General features: G+C 68.4%; 21 protein-coding genes, 1 tRNA gene, 1 other RNA gene and 1 pseudogene. 10 read left to right on the forward strand and 14 right to left on the reverse strand.

Annotated elements, in window-relative coordinates; genetic code table 11:
* Positions 1-3: 3 nt before the first annotated feature.
* Positions 4-98, reverse strand: an RNA gene (gene ffs / locus PGN37_RS21965) — signal recognition particle sRNA small type.
* 60 nt (positions 99-158) lie between these two features.
* Between ffs and PGN37_RS21970 the strand changes: the two genes are divergently transcribed.
* The 3 genes from PGN37_RS21970 to PGN37_RS21980 all read left to right on the forward strand — a co-directional run bounded on the left by PGN37_RS21970 (position 159) and on the right by PGN37_RS21980 (position 2,164).
* Positions 159-243, forward strand: a tRNA-Ser gene (locus tag PGN37_RS21970).
* 71 nt (positions 244-314) lie between these two features.
* A complete protein-coding gene (locus PGN37_RS21975; protein ID WP_335333105.1) occupies positions 315-1,097 on the forward strand; it encodes a hypothetical protein in 783 nt (260 codons plus the stop codon).
* A 53-nt stretch (positions 1,098-1,150) separates the two neighbouring features.
* Complete coding sequence (locus PGN37_RS21980) at positions 1,151-2,164, forward strand: S1C family serine protease (RefSeq protein WP_335333106.1); 1,014 nt, start codon at positions 1,151-1,153, stop codon at positions 2,162-2,164.
* Between the two features lie 6 nt (positions 2,165-2,170).
* On the opposite strand, the gene PGN37_RS21985 is transcribed toward PGN37_RS21980, so the two are convergent.
* The 4 genes from PGN37_RS21985 to PGN37_RS22000 are packed head-to-tail and all read right to left on the reverse strand — an operon-like array spanning position 2,171 to position 4,684.
* Positions 2,171-2,923, reverse strand: coding sequence for a thioesterase II family protein (locus PGN37_RS21985; protein ID WP_335333107.1), 753 nt, complete (start codon positions 2,921-2,923; stop codon positions 2,171-2,173).
* Complete coding sequence (locus PGN37_RS21990) at positions 2,920-3,426, reverse strand: hypothetical protein (protein WP_335333108.1); 507 nt, start codon at positions 3,424-3,426, stop codon at positions 2,920-2,922. The genes PGN37_RS21985 and PGN37_RS21990 overlap by 4 nt, the downstream gene beginning before the upstream one ends.
* A gap of 50 nt (positions 3,427-3,476) precedes the next feature.
* Positions 3,477-3,767: a DUF4873 domain-containing protein gene (locus PGN37_RS21995; RefSeq protein ID WP_335333109.1), complete on the reverse strand. Its 291-nt coding sequence runs from the start codon at positions 3,765-3,767 to the stop codon at positions 3,477-3,479.
* Positions 3,768-3,772: 5 nt separating this feature from the next.
* Positions 3,773-4,684, reverse strand: a complete 912-nt coding sequence (locus tag PGN37_RS22000) for an AurF N-oxygenase family protein (protein WP_335333110.1) — start codon at positions 4,682-4,684, stop codon at positions 3,773-3,775.
* Between the two features lie 115 nt (positions 4,685-4,799).
* Here PGN37_RS22000 and PGN37_RS22005 point away from each other — a divergent pair, with 115 nt between their 5' ends.
* Positions 4,800-5,984 (forward strand): helix-turn-helix domain-containing protein, encoded by a 1,185-nt coding sequence (locus PGN37_RS22005; RefSeq protein WP_335333111.1) that lies wholly within the window; start codon positions 4,800-4,802, stop codon positions 5,982-5,984.
* Here PGN37_RS22005 and ligD read toward each other — a convergent pair.
* The 5 genes and pseudogenes from ligD to PGN37_RS22030 form a co-directional block, all read right to left on the reverse strand.
* Positions 5,977-7,024: pseudogene (gene ligD / locus PGN37_RS22010) on the reverse strand (non-homologous end-joining DNA ligase). The gene PGN37_RS22005 and the pseudogene ligD sit on opposite strands and share 8 nt — an antisense overlap.
* The gene (locus PGN37_RS22015) at positions 7,024-8,094 is read right to left on the reverse strand and encodes an ATP-dependent DNA ligase (protein ID WP_335333169.1); all 1,071 of its coding nucleotides are present in this window, start codon (positions 8,092-8,094) and stop codon (positions 7,024-7,026) included. The pseudogene ligD and the gene PGN37_RS22015 overlap by 1 nt, the downstream one beginning before the upstream one ends.
* Positions 8,095-8,145: 51 nt before the next feature.
* On the reverse strand, positions 8,146-8,472 hold the full coding sequence (locus tag PGN37_RS22020) for a hypothetical protein (RefSeq protein ID WP_335333112.1): 327 nt from the start codon (positions 8,470-8,472) through the stop codon (positions 8,146-8,148).
* 15 nt (positions 8,473-8,487) lie between these two features.
* Positions 8,488-9,255, reverse strand: a complete 768-nt coding sequence (locus tag PGN37_RS22025) for a Fic/DOC family protein (RefSeq protein ID WP_335333113.1) — start codon at positions 9,253-9,255, stop codon at positions 8,488-8,490.
* Positions 9,252-10,247: a putative nucleotidyltransferase substrate binding domain-containing protein gene (locus PGN37_RS22030; protein ID WP_335333114.1), complete on the reverse strand. Its 996-nt coding sequence runs from the start codon at positions 10,245-10,247 to the stop codon at positions 9,252-9,254. The genes PGN37_RS22025 and PGN37_RS22030 overlap by 4 nt, the downstream gene beginning before the upstream one ends.
* 121 nt (positions 10,248-10,368) lie before the next feature.
* Between PGN37_RS22030 and PGN37_RS22035 the strand changes: the two genes are divergently transcribed.
* The 4 genes from PGN37_RS22035 to PGN37_RS22050 all read left to right on the forward strand — a co-directional run bounded on the left by PGN37_RS22035 (position 10,369) and on the right by PGN37_RS22050 (position 14,637).
* Positions 10,369-11,901, forward strand: coding sequence for an amino acid permease (locus PGN37_RS22035; protein ID WP_335333115.1), 1,533 nt, complete (start codon positions 10,369-10,371; stop codon positions 11,899-11,901).
* 30 nt (positions 11,902-11,931) lie between these two features.
* A complete protein-coding gene (locus PGN37_RS22040; protein WP_335333116.1) occupies positions 11,932-13,002 on the forward strand; it encodes an ATP-dependent DNA ligase in 1,071 nt (356 codons plus the stop codon).
* 61 nt (positions 13,003-13,063) lie between these two features.
* On the forward strand, positions 13,064-13,939 hold the full coding sequence (locus PGN37_RS22045; protein WP_335333117.1) for an LLM class F420-dependent oxidoreductase: 876 nt from the start codon (positions 13,064-13,066) through the stop codon (positions 13,937-13,939).
* Positions 13,940-13,995: 56 nt separating this feature from the next.
* Complete coding sequence (locus PGN37_RS22050) at positions 13,996-14,637, forward strand: MBL fold metallo-hydrolase (RefSeq protein WP_335333118.1); 642 nt, start codon at positions 13,996-13,998, stop codon at positions 14,635-14,637.
* 31 nt (positions 14,638-14,668) lie between these two features.
* Here the strand turns inward: PGN37_RS22050 and PGN37_RS22055 are convergent, their stop codons facing one another.
* Genes PGN37_RS22055 through PGN37_RS22070 form a run of 4 tightly spaced genes read right to left on the reverse strand, consistent with a single transcriptional unit; the run spans position 14,669 to position 20,507 of the window.
* Positions 14,669-16,393, reverse strand: a complete 1,725-nt coding sequence (locus PGN37_RS22055; RefSeq protein ID WP_335333119.1) for a diol dehydratase reactivase ATPase-like domain-containing protein — start codon at positions 16,391-16,393, stop codon at positions 14,669-14,671.
* Positions 16,390-16,719 carry a diol dehydratase small subunit gene (locus PGN37_RS22060; protein WP_335333120.1) on the reverse strand — a complete coding sequence of 110 codons (330 nt, stop codon included), beginning with the start codon at positions 16,717-16,719 and terminating at the stop codon, positions 16,390-16,392. Before PGN37_RS22060 ends, PGN37_RS22055 begins: the two co-directional genes overlap by 4 nt.
* Positions 16,716-18,956: a propanediol/glycerol family dehydratase large subunit gene (locus PGN37_RS22065; protein WP_335333121.1), complete on the reverse strand. Its 2,241-nt coding sequence runs from the start codon at positions 18,954-18,956 to the stop codon at positions 16,716-16,718. The genes PGN37_RS22060 and PGN37_RS22065 overlap by 4 nt, the downstream gene beginning before the upstream one ends.
* A 21-nt stretch (positions 18,957-18,977) precedes the next feature.
* Positions 18,978-20,507: an APC family permease gene (locus tag PGN37_RS22070; protein ID WP_335333122.1), complete on the reverse strand. Its 1,530-nt coding sequence runs from the start codon at positions 20,505-20,507 to the stop codon at positions 18,978-18,980.
* A gap of 189 nt (positions 20,508-20,696) precedes the next feature.
* Here PGN37_RS22070 and PGN37_RS22075 point away from each other — a divergent pair, with 189 nt between their 5' ends.
* Both PGN37_RS22075 and PGN37_RS22080 read left to right on the forward strand, forming a co-directional pair.
* Positions 20,697-21,977 (forward strand): class-III pyridoxal-phosphate-dependent aminotransferase, encoded by a 1,281-nt coding sequence (locus tag PGN37_RS22075; protein ID WP_335333170.1) that lies wholly within the window; start codon positions 20,697-20,699, stop codon positions 21,975-21,977.
* A complete protein-coding gene (locus PGN37_RS22080; RefSeq protein ID WP_335333123.1) occupies positions 21,974-23,524 on the forward strand; it encodes an aldehyde dehydrogenase family protein in 1,551 nt (516 codons plus the stop codon). Before PGN37_RS22075 ends, PGN37_RS22080 begins: the two co-directional genes overlap by 4 nt.
* Positions 23,525-23,526 lie beyond the last annotated feature (2 nt).

A 23,526-nucleotide genomic window follows, 5' to 3' on the forward strand; every position in this document is an offset into this window, starting at 1 on the left:
ACATGAAGGGGACCCCGCGCACCCGCCAGAGCCCGTTGACCCTTGCTGCCTTCCGGCCCTGGGGGAGTTCACAGGATGGACGCCGCGCGGGGTCCACGAGGAGTCTAACGGGTGGCAGATTTTCTGAGCCACCGTGGCGGTCGGTTACCATTGCCGACGGAGGATTCGCCTAGTGGCCTATGGCGCTCGCCTGGAACGCGGGTTGGGTTAACGCCCTCGCGGGTTCAAATCCCGCATCCTCCGCACTCGCCCGGGGTGCGATCGACCGGTTCACCCACGTCATCGCACCCCGGGCACCACGATCGAGGAGGAGTATGGGCCGCACCGTCGCGGTGGTCTGGCACGTGTCGTTCGCCGTTGCCGCAGGTGTCCTCTATTTCTTCTTCGTCCTCCCCCGCACGTTCGAACTGCTCGGCGACACCTCCCACACGCTGGGCACCGCGTTGCGGATCGTCACCGGCGCGCTGATCGGCCTGGCCGCGCTGCCCGTCGTGTTCACGCTGCAACGCACTCGTCGGCCCGAATTCGGCGTGCCACACGCGGCGCTGCGGCTGCGCACCGCGTCGATCGTGCTGCACGTGCTGGCCGCGGCTCTCATCATCGGCGCGGCGATCAGCGAGATCTGGATCTCGCTGGACCGGGCCGGACAGTGGTTGTTCGGCATCTACGGAGCGGCCGCGGCTGTCGCCCTCCTCGGATTCCTGGCGTTCCATCTGGCCTTCGTCGCCGAGCTGCCGCCTCCGCCACCGAAACCGGTGAAGGTCAAGCAGCGCACGTCGCGGCGGGGTCGTAAGGCCGACACGGCCGACACGGCCGATACGACCGACGAGAACGACGACAGCGCCGACGACGTGGCCAGCGCAGAGGATGTCGACGACGCGGCGGATGACGAGACGACGGGGACCGCACCGGTGGCCGACGCCGATTCCGCAGCGACCGAACCCGAAGCGACCGACGCCACCAACGAGTCCGGCGATGCGAACGATTCCGAAGACTCCGACGCCACCGGCAAGCTCCAAAACAAGCGCCCGAGCGGCAAGGGAACGCTGCTCAGCAAGCGTCGCCGCACCCGCGGCTCTGTGGCGGTCGAGGACTGAGCAAGCACGATCTCGTTCGACAGCAGCTCGTCCGACAGCCACTATTAGTTGTTATGGGTTCCTTTCCCCGGCTGAAGTTCGCGCTGGCCGCAATGACCGCAGTGCTGGCGTTCGTCGCCCCGGTGGCGCCGGCAGCCGCCGCCCCCACCGACCTCGTCGCAGTCTCGACACAGGTCGAGCCGTCGGTGGTGCGGATCGACACGCAGGTCAACTACCAGGGCGTCATCGGCGCAGGTACCGGCTTCGTGATTGACCCGGGTGGCCAGGTGCTGACCAACTTCCACGTCGTCCAGGGCGCTGACAGCATCACCGGCACCGTCAACGGGCGCGCCTACCCCGCCACCCTGGTCGGCTACGACCGCAAGCGCGACGTCGCCGTCCTGCAGCTGCAAGGTGCCGGCGGGCTCCCCCCGGCCCGCATCGGCGACTCCAACGTCCTGGTCCCCGGTGAACCCGTCGTCGCGCTCGGCAACGCTTCCGGCACGCAGGCCCCACTGACCCGCGAGACCGGCACGTTCACCGCGTTCGGTCAGACCGTGAACGCCGAGGACAGCCTGACCGGCTCCAGCGAGGAGATCACCGGCCTGATCGAGTTCGCCGCGCCCGTGCGCGCAGGTGATTCGGGCGGTCCCGTCGTCAACGGCAACGGCGAGGTCGTCGGCATCACCACGGCCGCGTCGGTGAACTTCCGGATGGGCCCGGGCGGCAAGGGCTTCGCGATCCCGATCAACGACGCGATGTCGATCGCCAACCAGATCCGCGCCGGCGCGGCGTCGGACAGCGTGCACATCGGACCGCCGGTCCTGCTGGGCGTCGGTATCCGCGCGGCCGACCGCGGCGAATCGGGCGTTGTCATCCAGGAGGTGCTGCGTGGCGGTCCCGCCGAACAGGCCGGTCTGGCCGACGGCGACCTGTTGATCTCCGTCGACGGGGTGCGGCTCGACTCGTCGAAATCGCTGCCGGCGCTGCTCGACCGGCACTATCCCGGCGACGTCGTCGACCTCACCTGGATCGACCGCAGCGGTGGGACGCGCACCGGCAAGGCGGTGCTCACTCCGGGGTCGTGACCGAGGTCAGCCCGGCAGCGCCCGCAGCGTCGAAGCGATGACCTCGATCACCTGCTGCGGCTGCTTCTCCAGATAGAAGTGCCCGCCCGAGAACGTGTGCACGGACCCTCCTGCAGAGGTGTGCTCGTGCCACGCTGACGCGTCGGCGACGCTGGTCTTGGGATCGTCGGTCGCCGCCATCACGACCACGGGAGCACCGACGCCGATCTCGGTGCCGCGGTGGTAGGCCTGCAGCGCGCGGTAGTCGTTGCGGAACGCCGGCAGGAACGTCTCGAGCATCTCCTGGTTCTCCAGCACCCGCGGATCGGTACCGCCGAGTTGGCGCATCACGTCGACGAGTTCGCCGTCGTCCTTGTGGTCACGCTCGTCTCCGTAGCGGCTGGGGGCACGCGAACCGGAGGCGAAGATCGTCACCGGCGCGCGTCCCTGCGCGGCCTCCAGCCTGCGGGTGACCTCGAAAGCGAGAACTGCCCCCATGCTGTGCCCGAAGAACGCCACCGGACCGGCAGGCACCGCGGCGAGCTCGACGGTGATCCGGTCGGCCATCTCGTCGATCGTCTCGACGAACGGCTCCTTGTACCGGTCTTGGCGCCCCGGGTACTGCAGGGCGAAGACGTCGAATTCCGGGGACAGCGCCCGCGACAGCGGGAAGTAGTAGCTGGCCGATCCGCCGGCGTGCGGGAAGCACACCAGGCGCAGCCGCGCTGCCGGGGCGGGGTTGAAGTTGCGGACCCAGGGGCTCCGCTGCGGTTCGGTCACGGCTGCGGCGCCGGCGGGGCGGGTGCCGGCGCAGGCGGCGGCGCACCGGGTGGCGGCGGCGGAGGCGGTGGTTCCTCGACGACGCGCAGCACGTTCACCGACAGGCGCGCCCCCGGCGGCCCCTCGATCTGGACGTCTTTGAAGATCTCCGCCTTCTCGCCCTGGACGGTGAACCTGCCCGGCTGCGGCGCGGTGCCACCGGTGACCTCGTATTCGACGGCGAAGGGTGTCTCCGGGAAAGGATGGAGCCCAACGTATTTGGGTTCGATCGTGTAGGTGTAGACGCACGGTCCGTTCGGCTGGCAGGCCTGGTTGGTCACCGTGACCCCGATCAGGAATTCCTTGACCGTGGGCACCGAGGGCGGTGGCGGCGCGGGCGGTGTGCGGCTCGGCGCTGCGGCCTGCTGGTCGGACTTGGTGACCAGCACCAGCGACGCAATGCCGACGCCGCTGGCCAGCACCCCGAAGATCGCCAGCGCGGCGAGGAGTTTGCGGAAGGTCACTTGGGCAGGGTAGCGACTGCGGTCACTGCGCGACGCGATAGCCCGCGGGGTCAGAGCGGAAAAGGTGGCCGGCCGACTCCGCTGATCATCAGGTGCCCACCCGCCGTGCGCTCCACGAGGCGGGCGACCACATCGTCGTCGGCCACGCACAAGCGTGCCGCCGCGCTACCCGACCGGACCTCCGGGGGCGCGTCGAACACGGTGCCCTGCCAGTGGTAGCGGCCGTCGAACGGGTTGATCGAGCCCGTCAACCGCACTCGTACGACATGACGTGTGTCGCCGACGACCAGGCTGGCCGGTCCGTCGTAGCCTGGCCGGCCGGCAACCTGACCCTCACCCATGTCGATCACAGGAAGTGGCTGCGCTTCCACATCCGGCGGGCAACCGGCCCCATCAGTCCGACGTCGTCGAGGAACTCGCTCAGCGATGCGAAACCGGTTCGCTGCACCGCGTGGAAGTTCTTGTTGGCGCGGGCTTGTCGCTGCGCTTCGGCGGCGTCGAGGCCCACGCGTTGGTACAGGCCGCGGCGGGTGAAGTTCTGGAAGTAGAGCCGCGCGCCGAGGCCGTGCAGGTTGGCCAGCAGCCTGCGCATGCGCGGCGACAGGGTGGGCATGTCGCGCCGGATGCCGTCGCGGGCGAATTGGATGTGGCGGGCCTCCTCGGTGACGTGGATGCGCATCACCCGCTGCACCAGCGGCTGCACGTCCTCACCGTCCTCGAGGATCCTGCGTTGCAGCGCATCGAAGATCTCTTCCCCGACCAGCGCTGCGATCCACAGCATCGGGCCGCGGAACACGAAGGCCATGGCGTTGACGCGGCGCGCCGCGTATCCCGTGGGCCAGAAAGGCTCGATGCCCAACCGCTCGATGGCTCTGCCGAACATCAGCATGTGGCGGGCCTCGTCACCCAGCTCCGTCAGCTCGTAGAAGGTGCTGTGCGCCGTCGGTGAGGAATGGATCATCCCCCGCAGCAGGGACTGATTGAGCATGTTCTCGAACCAGATCCCCATCGACAGGTAGTTGACGAACTCCTGCCGGGACAACTCGATGCGTTGCTGCTCGGACATCTGCTCCCACAGCGGCGTGCCGTACAGCGACGACATGTGCGGTGGGACGAAGTACTTGTCGTCGGCCAGCGGGGCATCCCAGTCGATGTCGACGACGGGTTCGTAGGACTTCTTGGCCGAGCCCTTCAGGAGGCGCAGCGAGATGTCCTCCCGGCTGGTCCCACCACCGGGCATGGTCGGGGAAATCGTCATGCCTCCATTGTTCTTCACCCCTGCGGTCATGATCTCGCCCCGGACGTCCAATCTTCCCCGTGGAATTTGCCCCATGCGGGCAATCGCGGTCTGTAGAGCCCGTACAGTCGTCGGCATGCCCGAGCTGCCGACCCCGGGAACGCGAATCGTCGGACTACCGCCGCACACGCTCGCCGCGATGCGGACGGGGCTGCCCGCCCTCATCGACCGCATGGTGCTGGCCGTCATCGCCGAGGTTCCTGCGCTCGCGGCCGCCGCCGAGGAGTCGTGGCGCCCGGTCATCGACGCGTCGGCCGACCAGCTGTTGGGTGCCCTGCTCGACCAGTTGCACGCGTCGACCGAACCGCTCACGGCCGTGCCGATGCAGGACGTGCTGGACACCGCCTACCGCTTCGGCCGGCGAGAAGCCCGCAACGGTCGACCCACCGAAGTGCAGTTGGCGGCCTACCGGGTGGGGGCGCGTGAACTGTGGCGCGATTGGAGCTCCCTCGCCGTTCGTGACGGCATCGACCGCGACCAGATCAGCGCGTTCGCCGAGATGTTCTTCGCCTACCTGGACCAGATCTCGGCGGCCGGGGTGGCGGGTTACGCCGAGGAGCAGGCCAAATCAGGGTTGGCCCGCGAGCGGCAACGCGAACGGTTGGTTCGTCTGGTCTTGAGCGGCGCGCCCACGGAAGAGTTGGAACGCGCTGCGGCCGAGGCGAACTGGATCACCCCACGCACACTCACCGCGGTCGTGCTGACGAGCCGGCGGCACGCCGCGATATCCGCCGATCCACGCACGCTGAACGTGCCCGAGGACGCCGTCGATGTGGCCACCGGTGAGCACGTCCTCCTGGTCTGCGATGTCGGTGGGACGGCGCGCGCACCGTTCCTGCTGTCGCTGGAATCGACGAACGCGGTCGTGGGACCCGCGACGCCGTGGCAGACGGCGCGGTCGTCGGTTCGACGGGCGGTGCGGGCCGCAGCGCTGCGCGGGCTGGACGCCGTCGGCGTCCTCGACACCGACGAGTTCCTCCCGGAGCTGGTCGTCAGTGCCGACGCCGACGCGCTCGCCGATCTGCGCACGCGGGCGCTGGCACCGTTGGCGGGGTTCCCTGATCGAACGCGGGACCGACTCGTCGAGACGCTGCGGTCCTGGTTGCTCCATCACGGCCGCCGCGAGGACGTCGCCGCCGAGCTGTTCGTCTCGCCGTCGACGATCCGGTATCGCCTGCGGCAGCTCCGGGACGCCTACGGCGAGAGGTTGCAGGACCCGCGGGCAATTGCCGAACTCACTGTCGCCCTTGCGGTTACGTGACCGGGTTGCCCTCGTCATCCCAGTGTGCGGCGACCTTCTTGCTCGGCTGCACGCGCGGCGGTTCGCCCGGCATCTTCGGATAGCTGGGCGGGTAGGGCAGGTCGCCGAGCCCGCGCTCCTCGTCGGCTTTCACCATGTCCAGCAGTGTGTCGATTCGCTGCGCGACGGCGTCGATGTCGGCCCACGGGTCGGGCCGGCCGGCGACGAAGTCGGGCACGGTGAGCATGGTGTAGTCGTCGGGGTCGGCGGTGCGCAGCTCGTCCCACGTCAGCGGCGTCGACACCGTCGCGATCGGCGTCTTGCGCACCGAATACGGGGAGGCGAAGGTGCGGTCACGGGCGTTCTGGTTGTAGTCGATGAACAACCGCTCCCCCCGCTCCTCTTTCCACCACGACGTCGTCACCCGCGTCGGGCGCGCGGCGTTCCACCTCACGGGCCAGCGCGATACCCGCCCGGCGCACCGCGATGAAATCCCACTCGGGGGCGATGCGCAGGAAGACGTGCACGCCGCGCCCGCCCGAGGTCTTCGGATAGCCCACCAGCCCGAGCTCGTCGAGCAGCGGTTTGAGCACGTCGACCGCGACCGCGGCAGCCTCGGCGAACCCGGTGCCCGGCTGCGGGTCCAGATCGATGCGCAGCTCGTCGGGATGTTCGGTGTCGGGGCAGCGCACCTGCCACGGATGCAGCGTCACCGAACCCATCTGCGCTGCCCAGGCGATCGCCGACGGGTGGGTGATCTTCAGCGCGTCGGCGGTGCGGCCGGACGGGAAGGTGACCGTGCAGGTTTCGAGGTAGTCGGGGTGCTTCTGCGGTACCCGCTTCTGGTAGATCTCCTCGCCGTCGATGCCGTCCGGGAAGCGCTGCAGGTGCACCGGGCGATCCCGCAGCAGTGCCACCATGCGATCGGCCACCGACAGGTAGTACTCGACGAGTGTGCCCTTGGTACCGTCGGCGCCCAGCTGCGGAAAGTAGGGTTTGTCGGGATTGGTCAGCCGGACCTTCACCCCGTCGACATCGAGTTCGGTTGCGGGACTGGGCATCAATTCCCCTCCCCCGTCGCTTCGCTCGCCCCGGAGGACTCCAGGACGTCGTAGAGGTCGTAGGTCGCCGGCACGTCGAGCTGGTCGAACGTGCAGCTGGCCGGGTCACGGTCGCGGCGCCACCGGCGAAACGAGACGGCGTGACGGAAGCGGTCGCCTTCCATCTGGTCGTAGGCGACCTCACAGACCCGCTCGGGTCGCACCGGAATCCAGCGCTTGTCGGCCGCGGAGTTCCACCGGCTGGGCTCTCCGTCGCGGACGTCGTCGCCGAGGCGCAGCGGCTCGAGGTCGGCCAGCAGTGACAGCCGCGCCTTCGCGGTGAACGAGGCAGCCCCGCCCACCATCTGCAGCTCGCCGTCCTCGCGGTACAGGCCGAGCAGGATCGAGCCGATTCCCTCTCCGCTCTTGTGAATTCGGTATCCGATCGCCACGCAGTCCGCATCGCGGGCATGCTTGACCTTCACCATCTCGCGCTTGCCCGGCAGATAGACACCGTCGAGTCGTTTGGCGATCACACCGTCCAGCCCCGCCCCCTCGAACTCCTGCAGCCACCGGGTGCCCAGCTCGGGATCCTCGGTCGTCCGGGTGACGTGACACCACTGCTTTTCGTTGACCGCGTCGATCAGGGCTTCTCGCCGGGTTCGGAACGGTTCCTTCAGCAGCGAGGTGTCACCGACGGCCAGGGCATCGAAGCCGATGAAGTGCGCCGGTGTCTGCTCCGACAACATCCGGACACGGGAGTCCGCGGGATGGATGCGTTGGCTCAGCGACTCCCAATCCAGCCTCACGCGCCCGCCGACGTCGCGGGGGACGACGATCTCCCCGTCGAGCACGCAGCGCGGCGCCAACTCGTCGCGCACCGCGTCGAGCACCTCGGGGAAGTAGCGGGCCAGGTCTTTACCGCTGCGAGACAGCAGCACCACCTCGTCGCCGTCGCGGAACACCAACGCGCGGAATCCGTCCCACTTCGGCTCATAAGACCACACCCCAGCGTCGGCGGGAACCGCCTTCTGCGCCTTCGCCAGCATCGGCTCCAGCGGCGGCATCACGGGCAGGTCCATGGCATCCATACTCACGTAGACCCGAGTACCCAGACAATGTCATCGCTGTCGTCATGGCGCTCAGTTGCCGATGCCGACCCCGATCCCGCCCGGGCCGCCCTCGATCCAGACGCCGCCGTCATCGTGGTCATTCGGGCAGGACACGTCGACGTACACCGTCGTGAACGTCTGCGGAGGCGGGCCGGTCAGATCCGGATTGTGTACGCCCAGCGCGCGGCACTCCGACAGCGGACGGCTACTGACGCCGCTGACCCAGTTGATCGCGACGTCGTACCCCTGGTCCTTGAGTTCGTCGATGACGGCCGCCGCAGACCCGAATCGCGGCTGAGCCGCGCAGGGGGCCGCGAGCAGGAGGGCCACCGGCACGCACACAGCGAATCGGAGCATGCCTCCATCATGCGCTCAACGCATGGCCCGATTCAGCAGATACAGGAAAGGCCGGTGGCTGGCCTGACCGTCGCGGCGCAGCGGCATGCTGTCGATCGCCGCCGCATACCAGTCGGCACGCACGATCCCGCTGAAGTCGAGATGCCGCCCGCAGCGCGCCGCGATACCCAGGAGCAACAGCGCGCCAGCCCGCCCGTTGCCCTCCCGGAACGGATGAATCTGGTTGTAGTCGGCATAGATTCGCGCAAGCTCGTAGGCCATCCGCGGCGCATCGTGGTCGTCGCCTGTCAGCTGCTGCGCTCGCGCGTGCACCGCCTCCATCGCATCGCTGATCGACGACACCGAGCCGAAAGAGTGCTTGCCGCGGCGTATGTCGACGGTTCGGTAGTGTCCCGCCCAGGAGTACACCCCGCCGAACAGGTGGCGATGGATATCGCGGGCATCGAGCGGGTCGGTACCGGGCTGGCGGCACAGCCACTCCACCATCCGCGCCGCGGACGTCATGTACTCCAGATCGGCGAGGGCCTCGGAGGTGGTCACCCCGAATTCGTTGCGCAGCAACGACGTTCCCGGGATCAGGTAGGGCGCAGGTCGGCCGATTCTCAGCCGCCGCCGCTGGGGGCTCGGCGGAGGATGCCGGTGCCGATAGGCCGTCAGATGGTCGTCGCAGAGCAACTCACCCCGCACGATCGCGGTGAGTGCGTCGAGGTGCTCGGTGTCGGGACACCAGCCCTCGATCCGGTGCACGGCGACCGTCGTCGCGACCACCTCCTCGGAGTTCATCGGCGGTCGGCGAACGCCGAAATCGAGGACAGGTACGACAGTTTCCGCATCACCCCGGACACGTCGCGGGCGACGCTGCGCAGCCCGGCGCGATCCTGCGGGGAGAGGTCTCCCAGCGCGATGACATCCCGGCTACGTACGTCGGCGATGCGGCCCTGCCATCGGAACGTCATCAACCACCGGTGGCAGTCGTCCAGCGTCGCGGCATCGTCGTCGTCCAACACCCCACCAGCGGCACCGTCGGTCAACCGCTGCCGGGTGGCCAACGCGGTCGAGCCGACCGACAGGGCCGCCCAGCGCGCGATCTTGACCACCGGATCCAGCACCGCGCGCTTGACGTCGACCGAGTCCCCTGCGCTGACGAACACACGCAGCCGTGACGGAACCGTCGCGCGCACCGACGTGGCGTCCTGCAGCATCGCCTGGCGGACCGCGTAGTGCCGGCTCGCCGCCGCGCCCGCCGACACCCGCAGCGTGTCCTCGGCCGCCGACAGACAGGACGCGTCGGCCACCAGCCCCGTCATCACCACCCCGCGGTCGTGCTCGGGCTCACCGGCCCAGCGCTCGATGCCCTCGACCCAGCTGCGCTGCCTGCGGCAGAACCGCGCCCGGCTGGCCAGCACACCGTTGGCGTCGCCCCCGACCCCGCAGCGTTCCAGCAGCGCGTGCACCTGCGCCGCCCGCGCGAGGAGGTCAGTCTTGCCGGCATCGCCGACGTCGTCGCCGAGCATCACCATCGACTCGACGTCGGACCCCGGGACGGCCTCGCCACGGGCCACGCTGCCCGAGACGAACCACGTCCAGTCCGCCGGTTCGACCAGGCGCACCCCCGCGGCCACGGCGTGGCGCAGCACCGCCGACCACGCCTGCGACTGTTCGGGCCGACGGGTCAGGCCGTCCGCCGCGCGGGTCATCTCGGCACGCAGGCCCGCCTCGTCGGCGCAGTCGTCGAGCGCGGCGACGCTCTGCGCGAGATCATGAGCGGGCGGCATGGAGTCGATTGTGACCTGTCCAGGCTCCGGTCACACAGCCGTGACACAACCGAAACGGCCAGCACACGATGGCTTTGTACGTTTCTGTCGCACGACAGGAATGTCTCATGTCAGGAGCGCCATGACCGCCGGCTACGACCCCGCCATCTCCTCCGCGGAGGACGCCTCCACGCTGGAAGAACTCGGCTACACCCAGGAACTGCATCGCGGCATCGGCGGCTACGCCTCGTTCGCCAGCGGCTTCTCCTTCGTGTCGATCCTGACCACCGTGTTCGCGTTCTTCCCGCTCGGCTTCGCACTCGGCGGCCCGGCCTTCTTCTTCACCTGGCCCATCGTGTTCGTCTGCCAGTTCTGCGTATGCCTGGTGTTCGCCGAGCTGTCCGGCAAGTTCCCGGTCGCCGGCGCGATCTACCAGTGGTCCCGCCGGCTCGCCGGCAACGCGATCGGCTGGTTCGCCGGGTGGTTCATGCTCATCGGTTACATCGTGTCGATCGCGGCGCTGGCGATCGCAATGCAGACGGTGCTGCCGCCCATCTGGAGCGGTTTCCAGGTGGTGGGCTCCGATATGGATCCGCTGTCGGTCGACGGCGCCACCAACGGCATCATCCTGGGCGCGGTCACGATCGTGCTCTGCACGATCATCAGTGCCGCGGGCGTACGGTTCATGGCCCGCATCACCGTCACCGGGGTGACGCTGGAGATCATCGGCGTCGTGCTGATCATCGGCGCGATGTTCCTGACCGCCGAGCGCGGCCCGGTGCAGGCCGTCGCCGACACCGGCGGCCACGGCAGCGGTGTGGCCTACCTGCCGGCGTTCCTCGCCTCGATGCTGATGGCCGCCTACGTCATGTACGGATTCGACAGCGCCGCAGAGCTTTCGGAAGAGACCCGCGATCCACGCCGCACCGCGCCGAAGGCAATCGTCATGGCCCTGCTCGTCTCCTTCGTCGGCGGTGGGCTGATGATTCTCGCCGCGCTGATGTCGGCTCCGGAACTCGGCGACGACCTGGCCCACGGCGGTATGGCGTGGGTGATCGAGAGCCAGCTCGACACGTGGCTCGGCAAGACCCTGCTGGGCCTGGTGGCGGTTGCGATCTTCTCGGCGACGCTGGCCATCCAGGCGTCGGCGTCGCGGGTGATGTTCTCCATGGCCCGCGACAATCGGTTGCCGCTCGGCTCGTTCCTCGCTCGTGTCAACAGGCGGACCGGAACCCCGGTGATCACCGGCATCTCGGTCAGCGCGCTGGCGATTCTCGTCCTGTTGGTCAACCTCGGCCAGGCCAGTGTGTTCGCCGCCATCGCGTCGGTGTCGGTGGTCATCGTCTACCTCGCCTACCTGATGGTCACCGTCCCCGCACTGGTGCACCGGCTCCGCGGGACGAGCCTGTCGCACGGGAAGCCGATCATGGACCTGGGCCGCTGGGGCATTCCGGTCAATCTGGTCGCCGTCGCGATGGGCGGTCTGCTGGTGGTCAACATCGGCTGGCCCAGGCAGGAGGTCTACAACCCCGCAGGCGACTCGTTGTTCCTGCAGTACTTCGCACTCATCTTCGTCGTGCTGACGCTGGTCGTCGGGTTCGTCGCGTTCCGGGTGGTGCGCGGGCGCGACGGCGCACCGGATCCCGTCGACGCGCTGGTAGGGCGCAAGAAGTAGGGCCGCCGGCCCGTCAGCGACACTGGGCGGGTGCAGTTGCCCGTGATGCCGCCCGTCTCGCCGATGCTGGCGAAGTCGGTCACCGAGATCCCGCCCGGGGCGTGGTACGAGCCGAAGTGGGACGGGTTCCGCTCGATCCTGTTCCGCGACGGCGACGACGTCGAACTGGGCAGCCGGAACGTTCGGCCGATGACGCGCTACTTCCCCGAGATCGCCGACGCCGCGCGGACCGAACTGCCGCCGCGCTGCGTGATCGACGGCGAGATCGTCATCGCGACGGGGCACGGCCTCGATTTTGAGGCGCTGCAGCTGCGGCTACATCCGGCCGCCTCGCGGGTTCGGATGCTGGCCTCACAGACGCCCGCCGCGTTCATCGCCTTCGATCTGTTGGCCCTCGGTGACGACGACCTGACGGGGCATCCGTTCGCCGAGCGGAGGGCCTCGCTCGTCGACGTGCTGGCAGGAGTGGGGCCGGTGTTTCACCTGACACCGGCGACCACGGATCTGGACACCGCCGAGCGCTGGTTCTCGGCGTTCGAGGGGGCAGGGCTCGACGGCGTGATCGCCAAACCGCCCGAGGTCACCTACCAGCCCGCCAAGCGCGTGATGTTCAAGATCAAGCATCAGCGAACCGCCGACTGTGTGGTGGCGGGGTATCGCCTGCACAAGTCCGGGCCCGACGCGATCGGCTCGCTGCTGCTCGGGCTCTACGCCGACGACGGATCGCTGGCGTCGGTCGGGGTGATCGGCGCGTTCCCGATGGCGCGACGGCGCGCGCTGTTCGACGAACTACAGCCGCTGGTGACGACGTTCGACGAACATCCGTGGAACTGGGCCGCGCACGTCGACCCGGATGTGGTGCGCCGCTACGGCGGCGGCTCACGGTGGAACGCGGGCAAGGACCTGTCGTTCGTACCGCTGCGTCCCGAGCGCGTCGTGGAAGTCCGCTACGAACACATGGAGGGGACGCGGTTTCGGCACATGGCGCAGTTCAACCGGTGGCGGCCCGACCGCGAGCCCCGCTCGTGCACGTTCGACCAGATCGACCGGCCGGTGACGTTCCGGCTCGAGGACATCGTGCCCGGGCTTGGCGGACCCTGACACCGCCATCGAGTTGCTGCCAGACGGGAATGGTGACGGCGGGCACAGTCTTGTAGCCGATATGGACCTTGGAATCCACGTACCGATTTTCGACATCGACGGCGGCACCACCGCAATCGCTCCCGAGTTGGCCCGCGTCGGATCCGCTGTCGAGGAGGCAGGGATCAGCTGGCTGTCGTTCATGGACCACTTCTTCCAGATCGAGCCGACAGGGCTGCCCGCCGAGTCCAACATGCTCGAGGGCTACACGACGCTGGGGTACCTCGCGGGGCACACCTCGTCGGTGCGGCTCGGCCTGCTCGTCACCGGTGTGACCTACCGGCACCCGGGTCTGCTGGCCAAGATCGTCACCACGCTCGACGTTCTCTCCGAAGGCAGGGCGACGCTCGGAATCGGCGCGGCGTGGTTCGAACGCGAGCACCACGGTCTCGGCGTGCCGTATCCGCCGCTGGCCGAGCGGTTCGAGCGCCTGGAAGAAGCGTTGCAGATCTGCGACCAGATGTGGGACCCGGACAACAACGGAGCCTACGAGGGCAAGCACTATCAGCTCGCCGAGACGCTCTGTTCACCGCAACCGATCCGTCGACCGCCGGTGCTGATCGGCGGAAGTGGGGAACGCAAGACGCTGCGCCTGGTCGCCCAGTACGGCGACGCGTGCAACCTGTTCGCGACGTCGCCGGCTGACATTCACCACAAGCTGGACGTGCTGCGTGGGCACTGCGACACCGTGGGCCGCGACTACGACTCGATCGAGAAGACCATCCTGCCGAACACTCCCCGGCCCACGCCTGAGACGCGTGACGAATTCGTCCGCAGCATGGCCGATTACGCCGCGCTGGGTGTCGACACGGCGATCATCACGCCGACGACGGGCTCCCCCGCGGCGTGGATCGATGCGATGGCCCCGACGGTCAAGCAACTCGCCGAGTTGGGCTGACTTCTTCCCGCGAAACTGCTTGACCTGAAGCGTCGTTGAGGTTGCAGCCTTGATGCATGCAACGCGTATTGAGCGACCTCTACGAAACCCGCACCGACTCACCGTTTCCCGGGCTCACCACCCACGCCTATCTGTGGACGCCGGCGAACATCCTGTTCTACTCACCGGCCACCGATGCCGACTTCGACGGACTCGACAAGCTCGGCGGTGTCCGCCACCACTACCTGAGCCACCGGGACGAGGCGGGCCCGTCGCTCGCCCGCGTCGCCGAGCGGTTCGGGTCCTCACTGCACGCGCCGGCCGGCGATCTCGCCCAGATCAGCAGGCACCACCACGTCGACGTGCCGGTGACGGGCCGCTACGTCGACGCCAACGGCATCGAGATCATCCCGACGCCGGGCCATTCACCGGGCAGCGTCTGCTATCTGGTGCCCGGCGCCGACGGCAGGTACCTCTTCACCGGCGACACGTTGTTCCACATCGACGGTGAATGGCGCGGCGGTTACATCGAGAGCTTCCACACGCCCGCCGACGCCGCCACAATCGCCGCGAGCCTCCGTGTCCTTGCCGAGATCGCCCCAGACGTCGTGATCTCCAGCGCCTTTGACGGCCAGGCGATCCATCGCATCGAGCCCGCGCACTGGCGCGGCCACATCGCACACGCGATCGCGGGCCTGCCCACTCCCGCGCGGCAATAGTCCGCCGCGAGCAGACGCGAACTCGCGCGTTTCAGCGGCCTGTCGCGCGAGTTCGCGTCTGCTCGGCATAGAGGGCGACCAGTCCACGGGCGACGGCGAAGCGGGGACCGTGCACGCCGTCGATGTGCGCCCGGCCCACCACGACCCGCGCCGGCCGCAGCGCCTCGGCGACCGTACGCATCAACTCGTCGTCGAGCGCGCCGCCGCCGGCCAGCACCAGCGCGCGTGGCGGCTCGTCGAACGCGGCGAGGCACCGCGCGATGTTGGCCGCGACGGTCTCCTGCTTGACCGCGAGCCGCAGGCTGCGCCACTCCTCGGCGGCCAACCGATTCGAGAACGGCACCAGGCCCGCGCTGCCCCGGGTGCACAACCGGCCGATCGCATCCGACGACGCCGGTGCGTCGAGGAACACCCGCCTGCCGTCCTCCTCGTGCGCGACGTGCGGACCTTCGACCCGCACCGCGGGGGTACGTTTGACAGTCTCGGCAAGTGCCTGCGGGACACCGAGCACCTGGGCTATGGCGACGGTGATCGACTCCCCCGCGCCCGCGGCCACCACGGTCGCATCGGCTCCGATGAGATCCACTGTGCCACCGCCGATATCGCACACCATCGCACCCGACGGGAAGCCGGGTGTGGTGCGCGCACCCCACGCCGCCGCCTCAGGCTCCGAGGTCAACGTGCGGGCGGGCCTGCCGGTCAGTTCACTCAGCTGCTCGGCGGCATCGGCGGCCTCCTCGGCGGCCAGCAGTGCGACGACGGTCCCGTGCGCGTCGACGACGCCGCGCCGCAGCCACGCCCCGTTGTCGATCGTCGCCAGGTCGGTGAAGAACGCATCATGTACGGCCAGCCCGTCTGCGGCTGACGGAACAGACTGCAGCCGGACAGTTTTCACCGATCCGGGTACCGAGCGGCGCAACACCGCGTGCGCCTCCGCGGGGGTGTACCGCACCACACCCCTGTCGACGACGATCTCCACGTAGTCGTCGTCTTCGGCGGGCGGGGTAGGCGCCTCCGTCCGTGCGGTGACCGCGATGGCCGCCGCGTCGGCGAGTTCCCGGCAGAACTCGGCGACATCGGGCAGACACTCGACGGGCACCCTCAACGCCGCCGACAAAGCGATCGGGTCGGCCATCGCCCGGTACGCCCGGCCCTGCTCGACCACCTCGACCGCCACCAAGGCGCCGGGACCTAGCCCGTCGAGGTCGCATTCGTCGACCACCGGTACGTCGACCGGGATGCGGTTGCGGATGAGCACGGCGTCATCCTGCGCGGCCACCACGCCGACGACACGCCACCCGCGGGCCACCGCCGCGCCGATCGCCTGTGCGGCCACTTCGAAGTCCGTGACCGCGTCGACGGATACGATGACCGGCCCGGAGACCGGTTCCGACCCCAGATCCGCGAGCCGAACATGCTGTCCCACCGCATGTCCCGCACCGGCGGGGGTGCTGGCGTCCGGGCTCCGCAGGCTGCGGACCGGCGCGGCCGGTGAGTAGGCCGGCGGGATCGGCGCGGTCGCGGTGTCGACCGGCCGCAGCGCCGAGAGCAGCAGTTCGTCGGCGCTGACGCCGGCATCGACCTCGAGTTTGTGCAGCAGGGCGGCGGCGCCCTGCAGCGAATCGTGGCTGCCCTTGCGACCGCGGGTGGGTGCCTGCCCGTGCGCGAGCGTGGCGATCGCGCCGCCGTCGATACCGGCCAGCACGATCTCGGTGGTGTGGTTGCCGATGTCGATCCCGGCGACCGTGCGGGTCAACGCAGCAGGCCGCGACGGGCGTAGGCGGCGGCGGCCTGTTCGACGAGCGCGGCGCACCGCGGAGCGCCCCGCTCGACCAGCGACGCGCGCAGCTGTTCCAGCTCGTCGGCCGTGGATCGGTGGGGCCGCAACGCTTCGTAGAGCGCCATCACGTCTTCGTCGTCGATCGTTGCCAATTCCGCTGCCCGCAGGAAGTTCTCGGCGAGCTGCGGGTTGCCACCCTGTTCGGCCACGGCGGCCTGATGGGCCAGCGCGGCGGGATCCATCCGCAGGTCGGCCAGCCCGAGCTTGCCGTCCACGGCGTTGTCGACGGTGATGTCGCTCATGACCGGTCCACCCTCACCGTGACGGGAGCTGCCCCGGGCTCACACGCCTGACGTTCCAGCGCGACCAGCGCCACCGCCCGTGCGTGGTAGCGCGCGGAGATGGACTCGTCGGTGCCGCCGGTGAAGATCGGCACCGGCGCCATTCCCTTCGCGTGCCGGGCTGCGTTGCGGCCCAGCTCCCGGTACATCTTCGCGGTCAGCAGCGGCGCCACGCTGAACAGTTCGAGGTTCGCCAGCGGAGCCAGGTCGCGCCGGTGGATCAGCGCGGTTCCCTTGCCCTGCAATCCGATTCCAATTCCTGATCCGGAGAGCCGGGCCGCGGTCAGTCCGATGAGGCCGACGTCGATGGTGGAGCGCACCTGCACGGTGCGGGCCACACAGCCTTCCTCTTCCAGCCCCGCCGACAGCTGCCGGAGCACCTCACCGATCGTCAACCCGCACAGGCTCAACCACACGCTGTGCCCCCAGGCCGGCGACAGGCCGATGCACACCTCACGCGGGTCGCTGCCCTGGCGGGCGGGTTCGACGTCGACGACGGTGACGTGGCCGCGGTGCTCTTCCTGGTCGGCGGTCAACTCGGCGCTGGTGCGGGCCTGCCGAATCGCGTCGATCTCGGCGCGACGGGCCTCGGTGAGCGCGTACCCCGTTGCCGGGCCGGTGTAGTCGTTCGGATCGGTCAGCTTGGACAGCACATCGAACTGCTCGTCGAAGATCGCCGACGTCTGCAGCTGATCCCCCTTGAGGCGCTCGCGCGTCAACGTCGTGATGGCCTCGGCTTCGTCGGTGAAGCCGGTGCGATGCAGTGACGCGATGACGTCGAAGACAGTGAGCTGCCGAGCCTCGATCGACGCTGCGGCCTCGGCCACCATCTTCGGGTGACCCGGGGGCAGGTCGCGGGACCCGTTGGCCGCCACCACCTGGTCGACGCGGGCATCGTCGTAATCGGCCAGGCCGAGGTCACGGTAGACCGCCTGCACGGCGGTGGCCGCACGCCGGCGCACCGCTTCGAGACGCTCGGGGGCGACGGTGCGCAACCCGCCGTCGGCGCCCCAGTCCCGCTGGAGCACCAGGAAATCGTCCATGTCGTCGGAGTTGAAGTTCGACAGTGCAAAAGCATTGTCGTAGCGCGGAATCGACCCGAACCCCGAGAAGATGAAATCGGCCCCGGCGAGTAGCACCGGCAGCGTGTGCGCGCTGCGGCGGATGTCCGACTCGGAGATCAGGTTGTCATTGCCCGCGCACGATTCGAGGTCGCGCATCATCACCATCAGGTTCTCGGCGAGCAGTTCCTTCATGCCCTCGGGCACGGACGCGACCACACCGACACCGTCGATGCCGCCGTTCTGCACACCTTGGGAGCCAAGTGCCCTGGCCAGGGAGACACAGCGCGACTCCAGGTAGAGGATCGAGCACTGCTCTGCCGCGCCCATCAGCACCTCGGCGCCGCCGCCACTGGTGACCCGCATCTTCAGGCCGCGCGATGCGTAGGCCGACGTGAGAATGGCCTTGCTGAACGGGGTGTCGTCGCCGTCGACGAAGACCTGCTCGGTTCCGTAGATCGAGATGGTCTCGGCGTAGCTGGTCAGCCCGCGCAGGCCCAGCCGCAGTTCCAGCGCCTCCTCGATCGAGCACTGCGCCATCGCTCCCGGCGTGCCGACCTGCGAACCGATCAGCAGTGCAACGGCATTCGAGGGCGCATCGCCGAGCACCGGGACCGTGGTCTCGACTTCCCGGAAGCCGTAGGCGACTGCGCTGGCGGCGTCCGCCGCGATCAGCAGCGGGTCGTCGAGCTGGTTGGTCACGTGTGCCTGATTGCTCGGCGTCCGGCGGGCACGCATCTTGGCCATCGCCATCTGCATCTCGACCGGGGACATCAGCGCGATGACGCGCGCGAGCTTGGCCGGGGTGGTGCCGCCGATCAGCCGCACCACCTCCGCGCGGGGGACGTTGATGTCCACCGCCATCCGGGCCAACGTCACGTCGTCGAGGGCCATCGCCTCCTCGGCGACCGCGAGGTCGATGCCGTAGCGGGCGATGAACTCGTCGATGACGTCGAACTCGGCGGCGCCTTTGCCGTCCAGCTCGGTCACCTCCCCGCCACTGATCACCAGTGACGGGGAGGGGTCGTGGGGGCTGGCCATCGCGGTCAGACCGAGCCGGGCGTCCGGGACGCTGAACCCGTCGAGGTTGACGGGTTTGGTGTTCAGTACCCGGAACCGGCCCAACTCGTCTGCCACGCTAGCCACCTCGTTATGAAACTAGTCGCGAACTTCGTTGTCCTCGTACACAATCCGACCGATCAGTTCATACCGGTCCTTGTCCCTGAACTTGAAGTACAGCGCCATCGCCGCACCGAGCACGAACAGCCCGACCACGATCCATGGTGTCAGCTTGAACAGCAGCGTGCCGGATGCGGCGCCGGCGGCTGCATCTTTGTGTTCCCACAGCAGGTACACCACGTAGAGCATGCCGATGCCGCCGAGCAGAGGCGCCAGGAACGTCTTGAACCAGTGCGCGCTGGACGGATGGTTCTTGTGGAAGTGGAAGTAGGCGACGACGGAGAACGCGCACAGCGACTGCACGATCAGGATCGCCATGGTGCCCAGGATCGCCAGCAGCGTGTACATGTGCACGTAGGGGTCCATGCCGGCGAAGAAGAAGGCCAGGATGATCACCAGCGTGATGCCCGTCTGCACGAACGACGCGATGTGCGGCGAGCCGTGGTGCGGGTGCGTGGCGCCGAGCGTCTTCTGCAGTCCGGCGTGCAGGCCCTCGCGGCCCATGGCGTAGAGGTAGCGCGATGCGCAGTTGTGGAATGCCATGCCGCACGCGAACGACCCGGTCACCAGCAGGATGTTGAACAGCGTGATCGCCCACTCGCCGTAGGTGCTGCGGACGGGTCCGAAGAAGATCTCCGAGCTGGTGTCGGCGCTCTGCGCGAGGTCGACCGACTCCTTGAGACCGGTGCCGGCGATGGCCATCCACGACACGAAGATGTAGAAGATGCCGACACCCAGCACTGCGATCATCGTGGCGCGCGGGATGATCTTTTTCGGGTCCTTGGATTCCTCGCCGTACATCGCGGTGGATTCGAAGCCGACCCACGACCAGAACGCGAAGAACAGGCCGAGACCGGCGCTGGCGCCGGCGATGGCGGCGGGCTGGAACGCGCCGACCGGGTTGAGGATCTGGCCGACGGCGAAACCGTCGGGGCCGCCGCCCTTGACGGCGACGGCGAGCGCGCCGAGGGACAGCATGACGATCTCGGTGATCAGGAAGACGCCGAGCACCTTGGCGGTGAGGTTCACGTCGAAGTAGGTCAGGATGCAGTTGAGCGCGAGCATCAGCAGCGCCGGGATCAACCAGTGGACGGTGATCCCGAGCTGACTGGAGAACAGGTTCTGGAAGAAGAACGCGAAGATGCCGATCAGCGAACCCTCGAACACGACGTAGGCCATCGTGATGATCAGGCCGCTCGCCATCCCGATGACACGGCCGAGGCCGTGGGAGATGTAGCCGTAGAACGCACCCGTGGAGGTGATGTGCTTGGCCATCGTCGCGTATCCGATCGCGAAGAGGCCCAGCACGATCGTGGCCACGAGGTAGCCGGCCGGTGCGTGGGTGCCGTTGCCGAAGCCGACGGCGATCGGCACGTTGCCGACCATGGCGGTGATCGGGGCCGCCGTCGCGACCGCCATGAAGATCACCCCGAAGGTGCCCACGGCGTTGCGCTTGAGCCGTTGCACCGAATCGTTCGATGTTTGGCGGGGCACGACATCTTCTGTCATTGAAACGACACCTTCCAGGTGAAGGAGAGACCCATGATGGTCAGCGCCTGTGGCATAGACCACAGGCAAGCCGAAGGTCATATTGGCACTACCAAATGGACTGCGCAACCCCAAACGATCCCTGTTGACACAAATGGTCCTACCGTTTAACTTTTGGTCAACCCCCGCGACCTGACGACAGGGAGTTTCGTGTACGACTACGGCACGTTCTCGTTCGAATCCAAGGCACAGGTGCTCGAACGTGCCAAGGAGTACTGGAACCCGGACAAGACCCAGTTCTGGACCGATTCCGGTGTCGACCTCGTGATCGACCGCAGGCAGGACTACTTCCTCTGGGACATGAGCGGTCGCCGTCTGATCGACATGCATCTCAACGGCGGCACCTACAACCTCGGCCACCGCAATCCCGAACTGGTCGCAGCCCTGTCCGAGGGCATGCAGTACTTCGACGTCGGCAACCACCACTTTCCCTCCGTGGCGCGAACGGCGCTGGCGCAGAAGCTGATCGAGTCGGCGCCGGCATCACTGACCAAGGTCGCGTTCGGCTCCGGCGGCGGAGAGGCGATCGACATCGCGCTCAAGAGCGCACGCCACGCCATGCAGCGCCGCAAGATCGTCTCGATCGTCAAGGCCTACCACGGCCACACCGGACTGGCGGTCGCCACCGGCGACGACAGATTCGCCAAACTCTTCCTCGCCGACCGGCCCGACGAATTCGTCCAGGTGCCCTTCGGCGACACCGACGCGATGGAGCAGGCACTGCGTGGCCGCGACGTCGCCGCGGTGATCATGGAGACCATCCCCGCCACCTACGGATTCCCGTTGCCCCCCATCGGATATCTGGAAGCGGTCAAAGACCTGTGCGTCCGCTACGACGCGCTCTACATCGCCGACGAGGTGCAGACCGGGCTGATGCGCACCGGGGAGATGTGGGCGATCACCAAGCACGGCATCGAACCCGACATCATGGTCACCGGCAAGGGTCTCTCAGGTGGCATGTATCCGATCACCGCCGCACTGCTCAGCGATCGTGCCGCACAATGGCTCGAGCAGGACGGCTTCGGCCACATCTCCACTTTCGGCGGCGCCGAGCTGGGCTGCGTGGCAGCGCTCAAGACGCTCGAGATCACGAGCCGCCCCGAAGTCCGCTTCTCGGTGCACTACATCGCCGACATCTTCGCCCGTGGCCTGGCCCGCATCCAGGCCGACCACCCGGACTGGTTCATCGGAATCCGGCAGAACGGCGTGGTGATCGGCCTCGAGTTCGACCACCCCGAGGGCGCCAAGTTCGTGATGCGCGAGCTGTACAACGGCGGCGTGTGGGCGATCTTCTCCACCCTCGATCCCCGTGTGCTGCAATTCAAACCGGGCCTACTGCTCAACCGCGAACTGTGCGAGGACGTGCTCGACCGCGTCGAGGTCGCCGTCGGGCGGGCGAAGCAGGCCGCGACCGGACGGAGGAAGCCGTGACATCGGTAGCGCAGGCGGGGCAACTGCTGGAACGGGCGCGCTTCGCCGCGGCCGCCTACGCCGAATACGACCAGGCCTCGGTGGCGCGCATCGTCGAGGCGGTCGCCGATGCCGGGCACCGCAACGCCGAACGCTTCGCGGCGGCCGCGGTCGCCGAGACCCAGATGGGCGTCGTCGAGCACAAGATCGTCAAGAACCGCGCCTGCTCCCGTGGCATCGTCGACTTCTACCGTGACCAGGACTACGTGACCCCGCGCGTCGACACGGCCCGCAAGATCGTGGAGATCCCCCGCCCGGCCGGCGTGGTGCTGGCGTTGTGTCCGACCACCAATCCCGTTGCGACGGTGTACTTCAAGGTGATCCTGGCCCTGATGACGCGCAACGCGGTCGTGGTCGCGCCGCATCCGCGGGCCCGGCAGTGCTCGGCCGACGCGGCCCGCCTCCTGGCTGAGGCTGCCGTCGCCGCCGGGGCTCCCGACGGAATCGTTCAGGTGATCGACGAGCCGACGCTGCCGCTGATCGAAGCAATGATGAGCGACGAGCGCACCGACGTCATCGTCGCCACCGGCGGCACCGGCGTGGTGCGGGCGGCCTACTCCTCGGGCAACCCTGCGCTGGGCGTCGGCCCGGGCAACGTGCCCGTCTTCGTCGACGCCACGGCCGATATCGACGCCGCCGCACGGCGCATCGTCGAGAGCAAGGCGTTTGACAACTCGGTGCTGTGCACCAACGAATCGGTGCTGATCGCCGAGGAGGCGATCGCCGGCAAGCTCACCTCGGCGCTCACCCGGCACGGGGCGCACGTTCTCGATGCCGACGCCACCCAACGCCTGCGGGAGTACATGTTCCCCGAGGGGGCCCTGAACACCGAGGTGGTCGGTCGCGACGCCGCCTGGATCGCCGAGCGCATCGGACTGCGCGTCACCCCCAAGACGCGGGTGCTGATCGCCCCGTTCACCGATGTGATCGGCGAGGAGGTGCTCACCCACGAGAAGCTGAGCCCCGTGCTCGGTATGACCACGGTCGCCGACGCCCAGCGCGGCATCCGCGCCGCCCGCGCGGTGGTCCGCATCGCCGGTGCCGGACACTCGGCCGCCATCCACAGCGAAAGCGCCTCTGTCATCACCGAGTTCGCGGCATCGGTGCCCGTCCTGCGGGTGTCGGTCAACGTCGGGAACAGCACCGGCAGCTCAGGGCTGGAGACCAACCTCGCACCGTCGATGACCATCGGCACCGGGTTCGTGGGGCGCAGCTCGATCGGGGAGAACCTGCAGCCCGAGAACCTGATGAACTGGACGCGGATCGCCTACAACGCCGACGCCGGCGTGGCGATGCCCAGCTTCGCGGGGCTCTCGCCATGGCGCTCCCCCACCGACGAGGTGCCCGCGTATCCGCGCGCGTCGAACGACACGTCCGGCCCCACACCCGCCGCACCGATGAGCCGACCGAACACGTCCCGCCGCGCCGCCGACCCGGGCATCGAGGCGCTACGCGCCGAGCTGCGCGCGATCGTGGCCGAAGAACTCGCCCAACTGATCAAGAGGTGACC

It is taken from the genome of Mycobacterium kyogaense (assembly GCF_036946525.1).
Taxonomy (GTDB): domain Bacteria; phylum Actinomycetota; class Actinomycetes; order Mycobacteriales; family Mycobacteriaceae; genus Mycobacterium; species Mycobacterium kyogaense_A.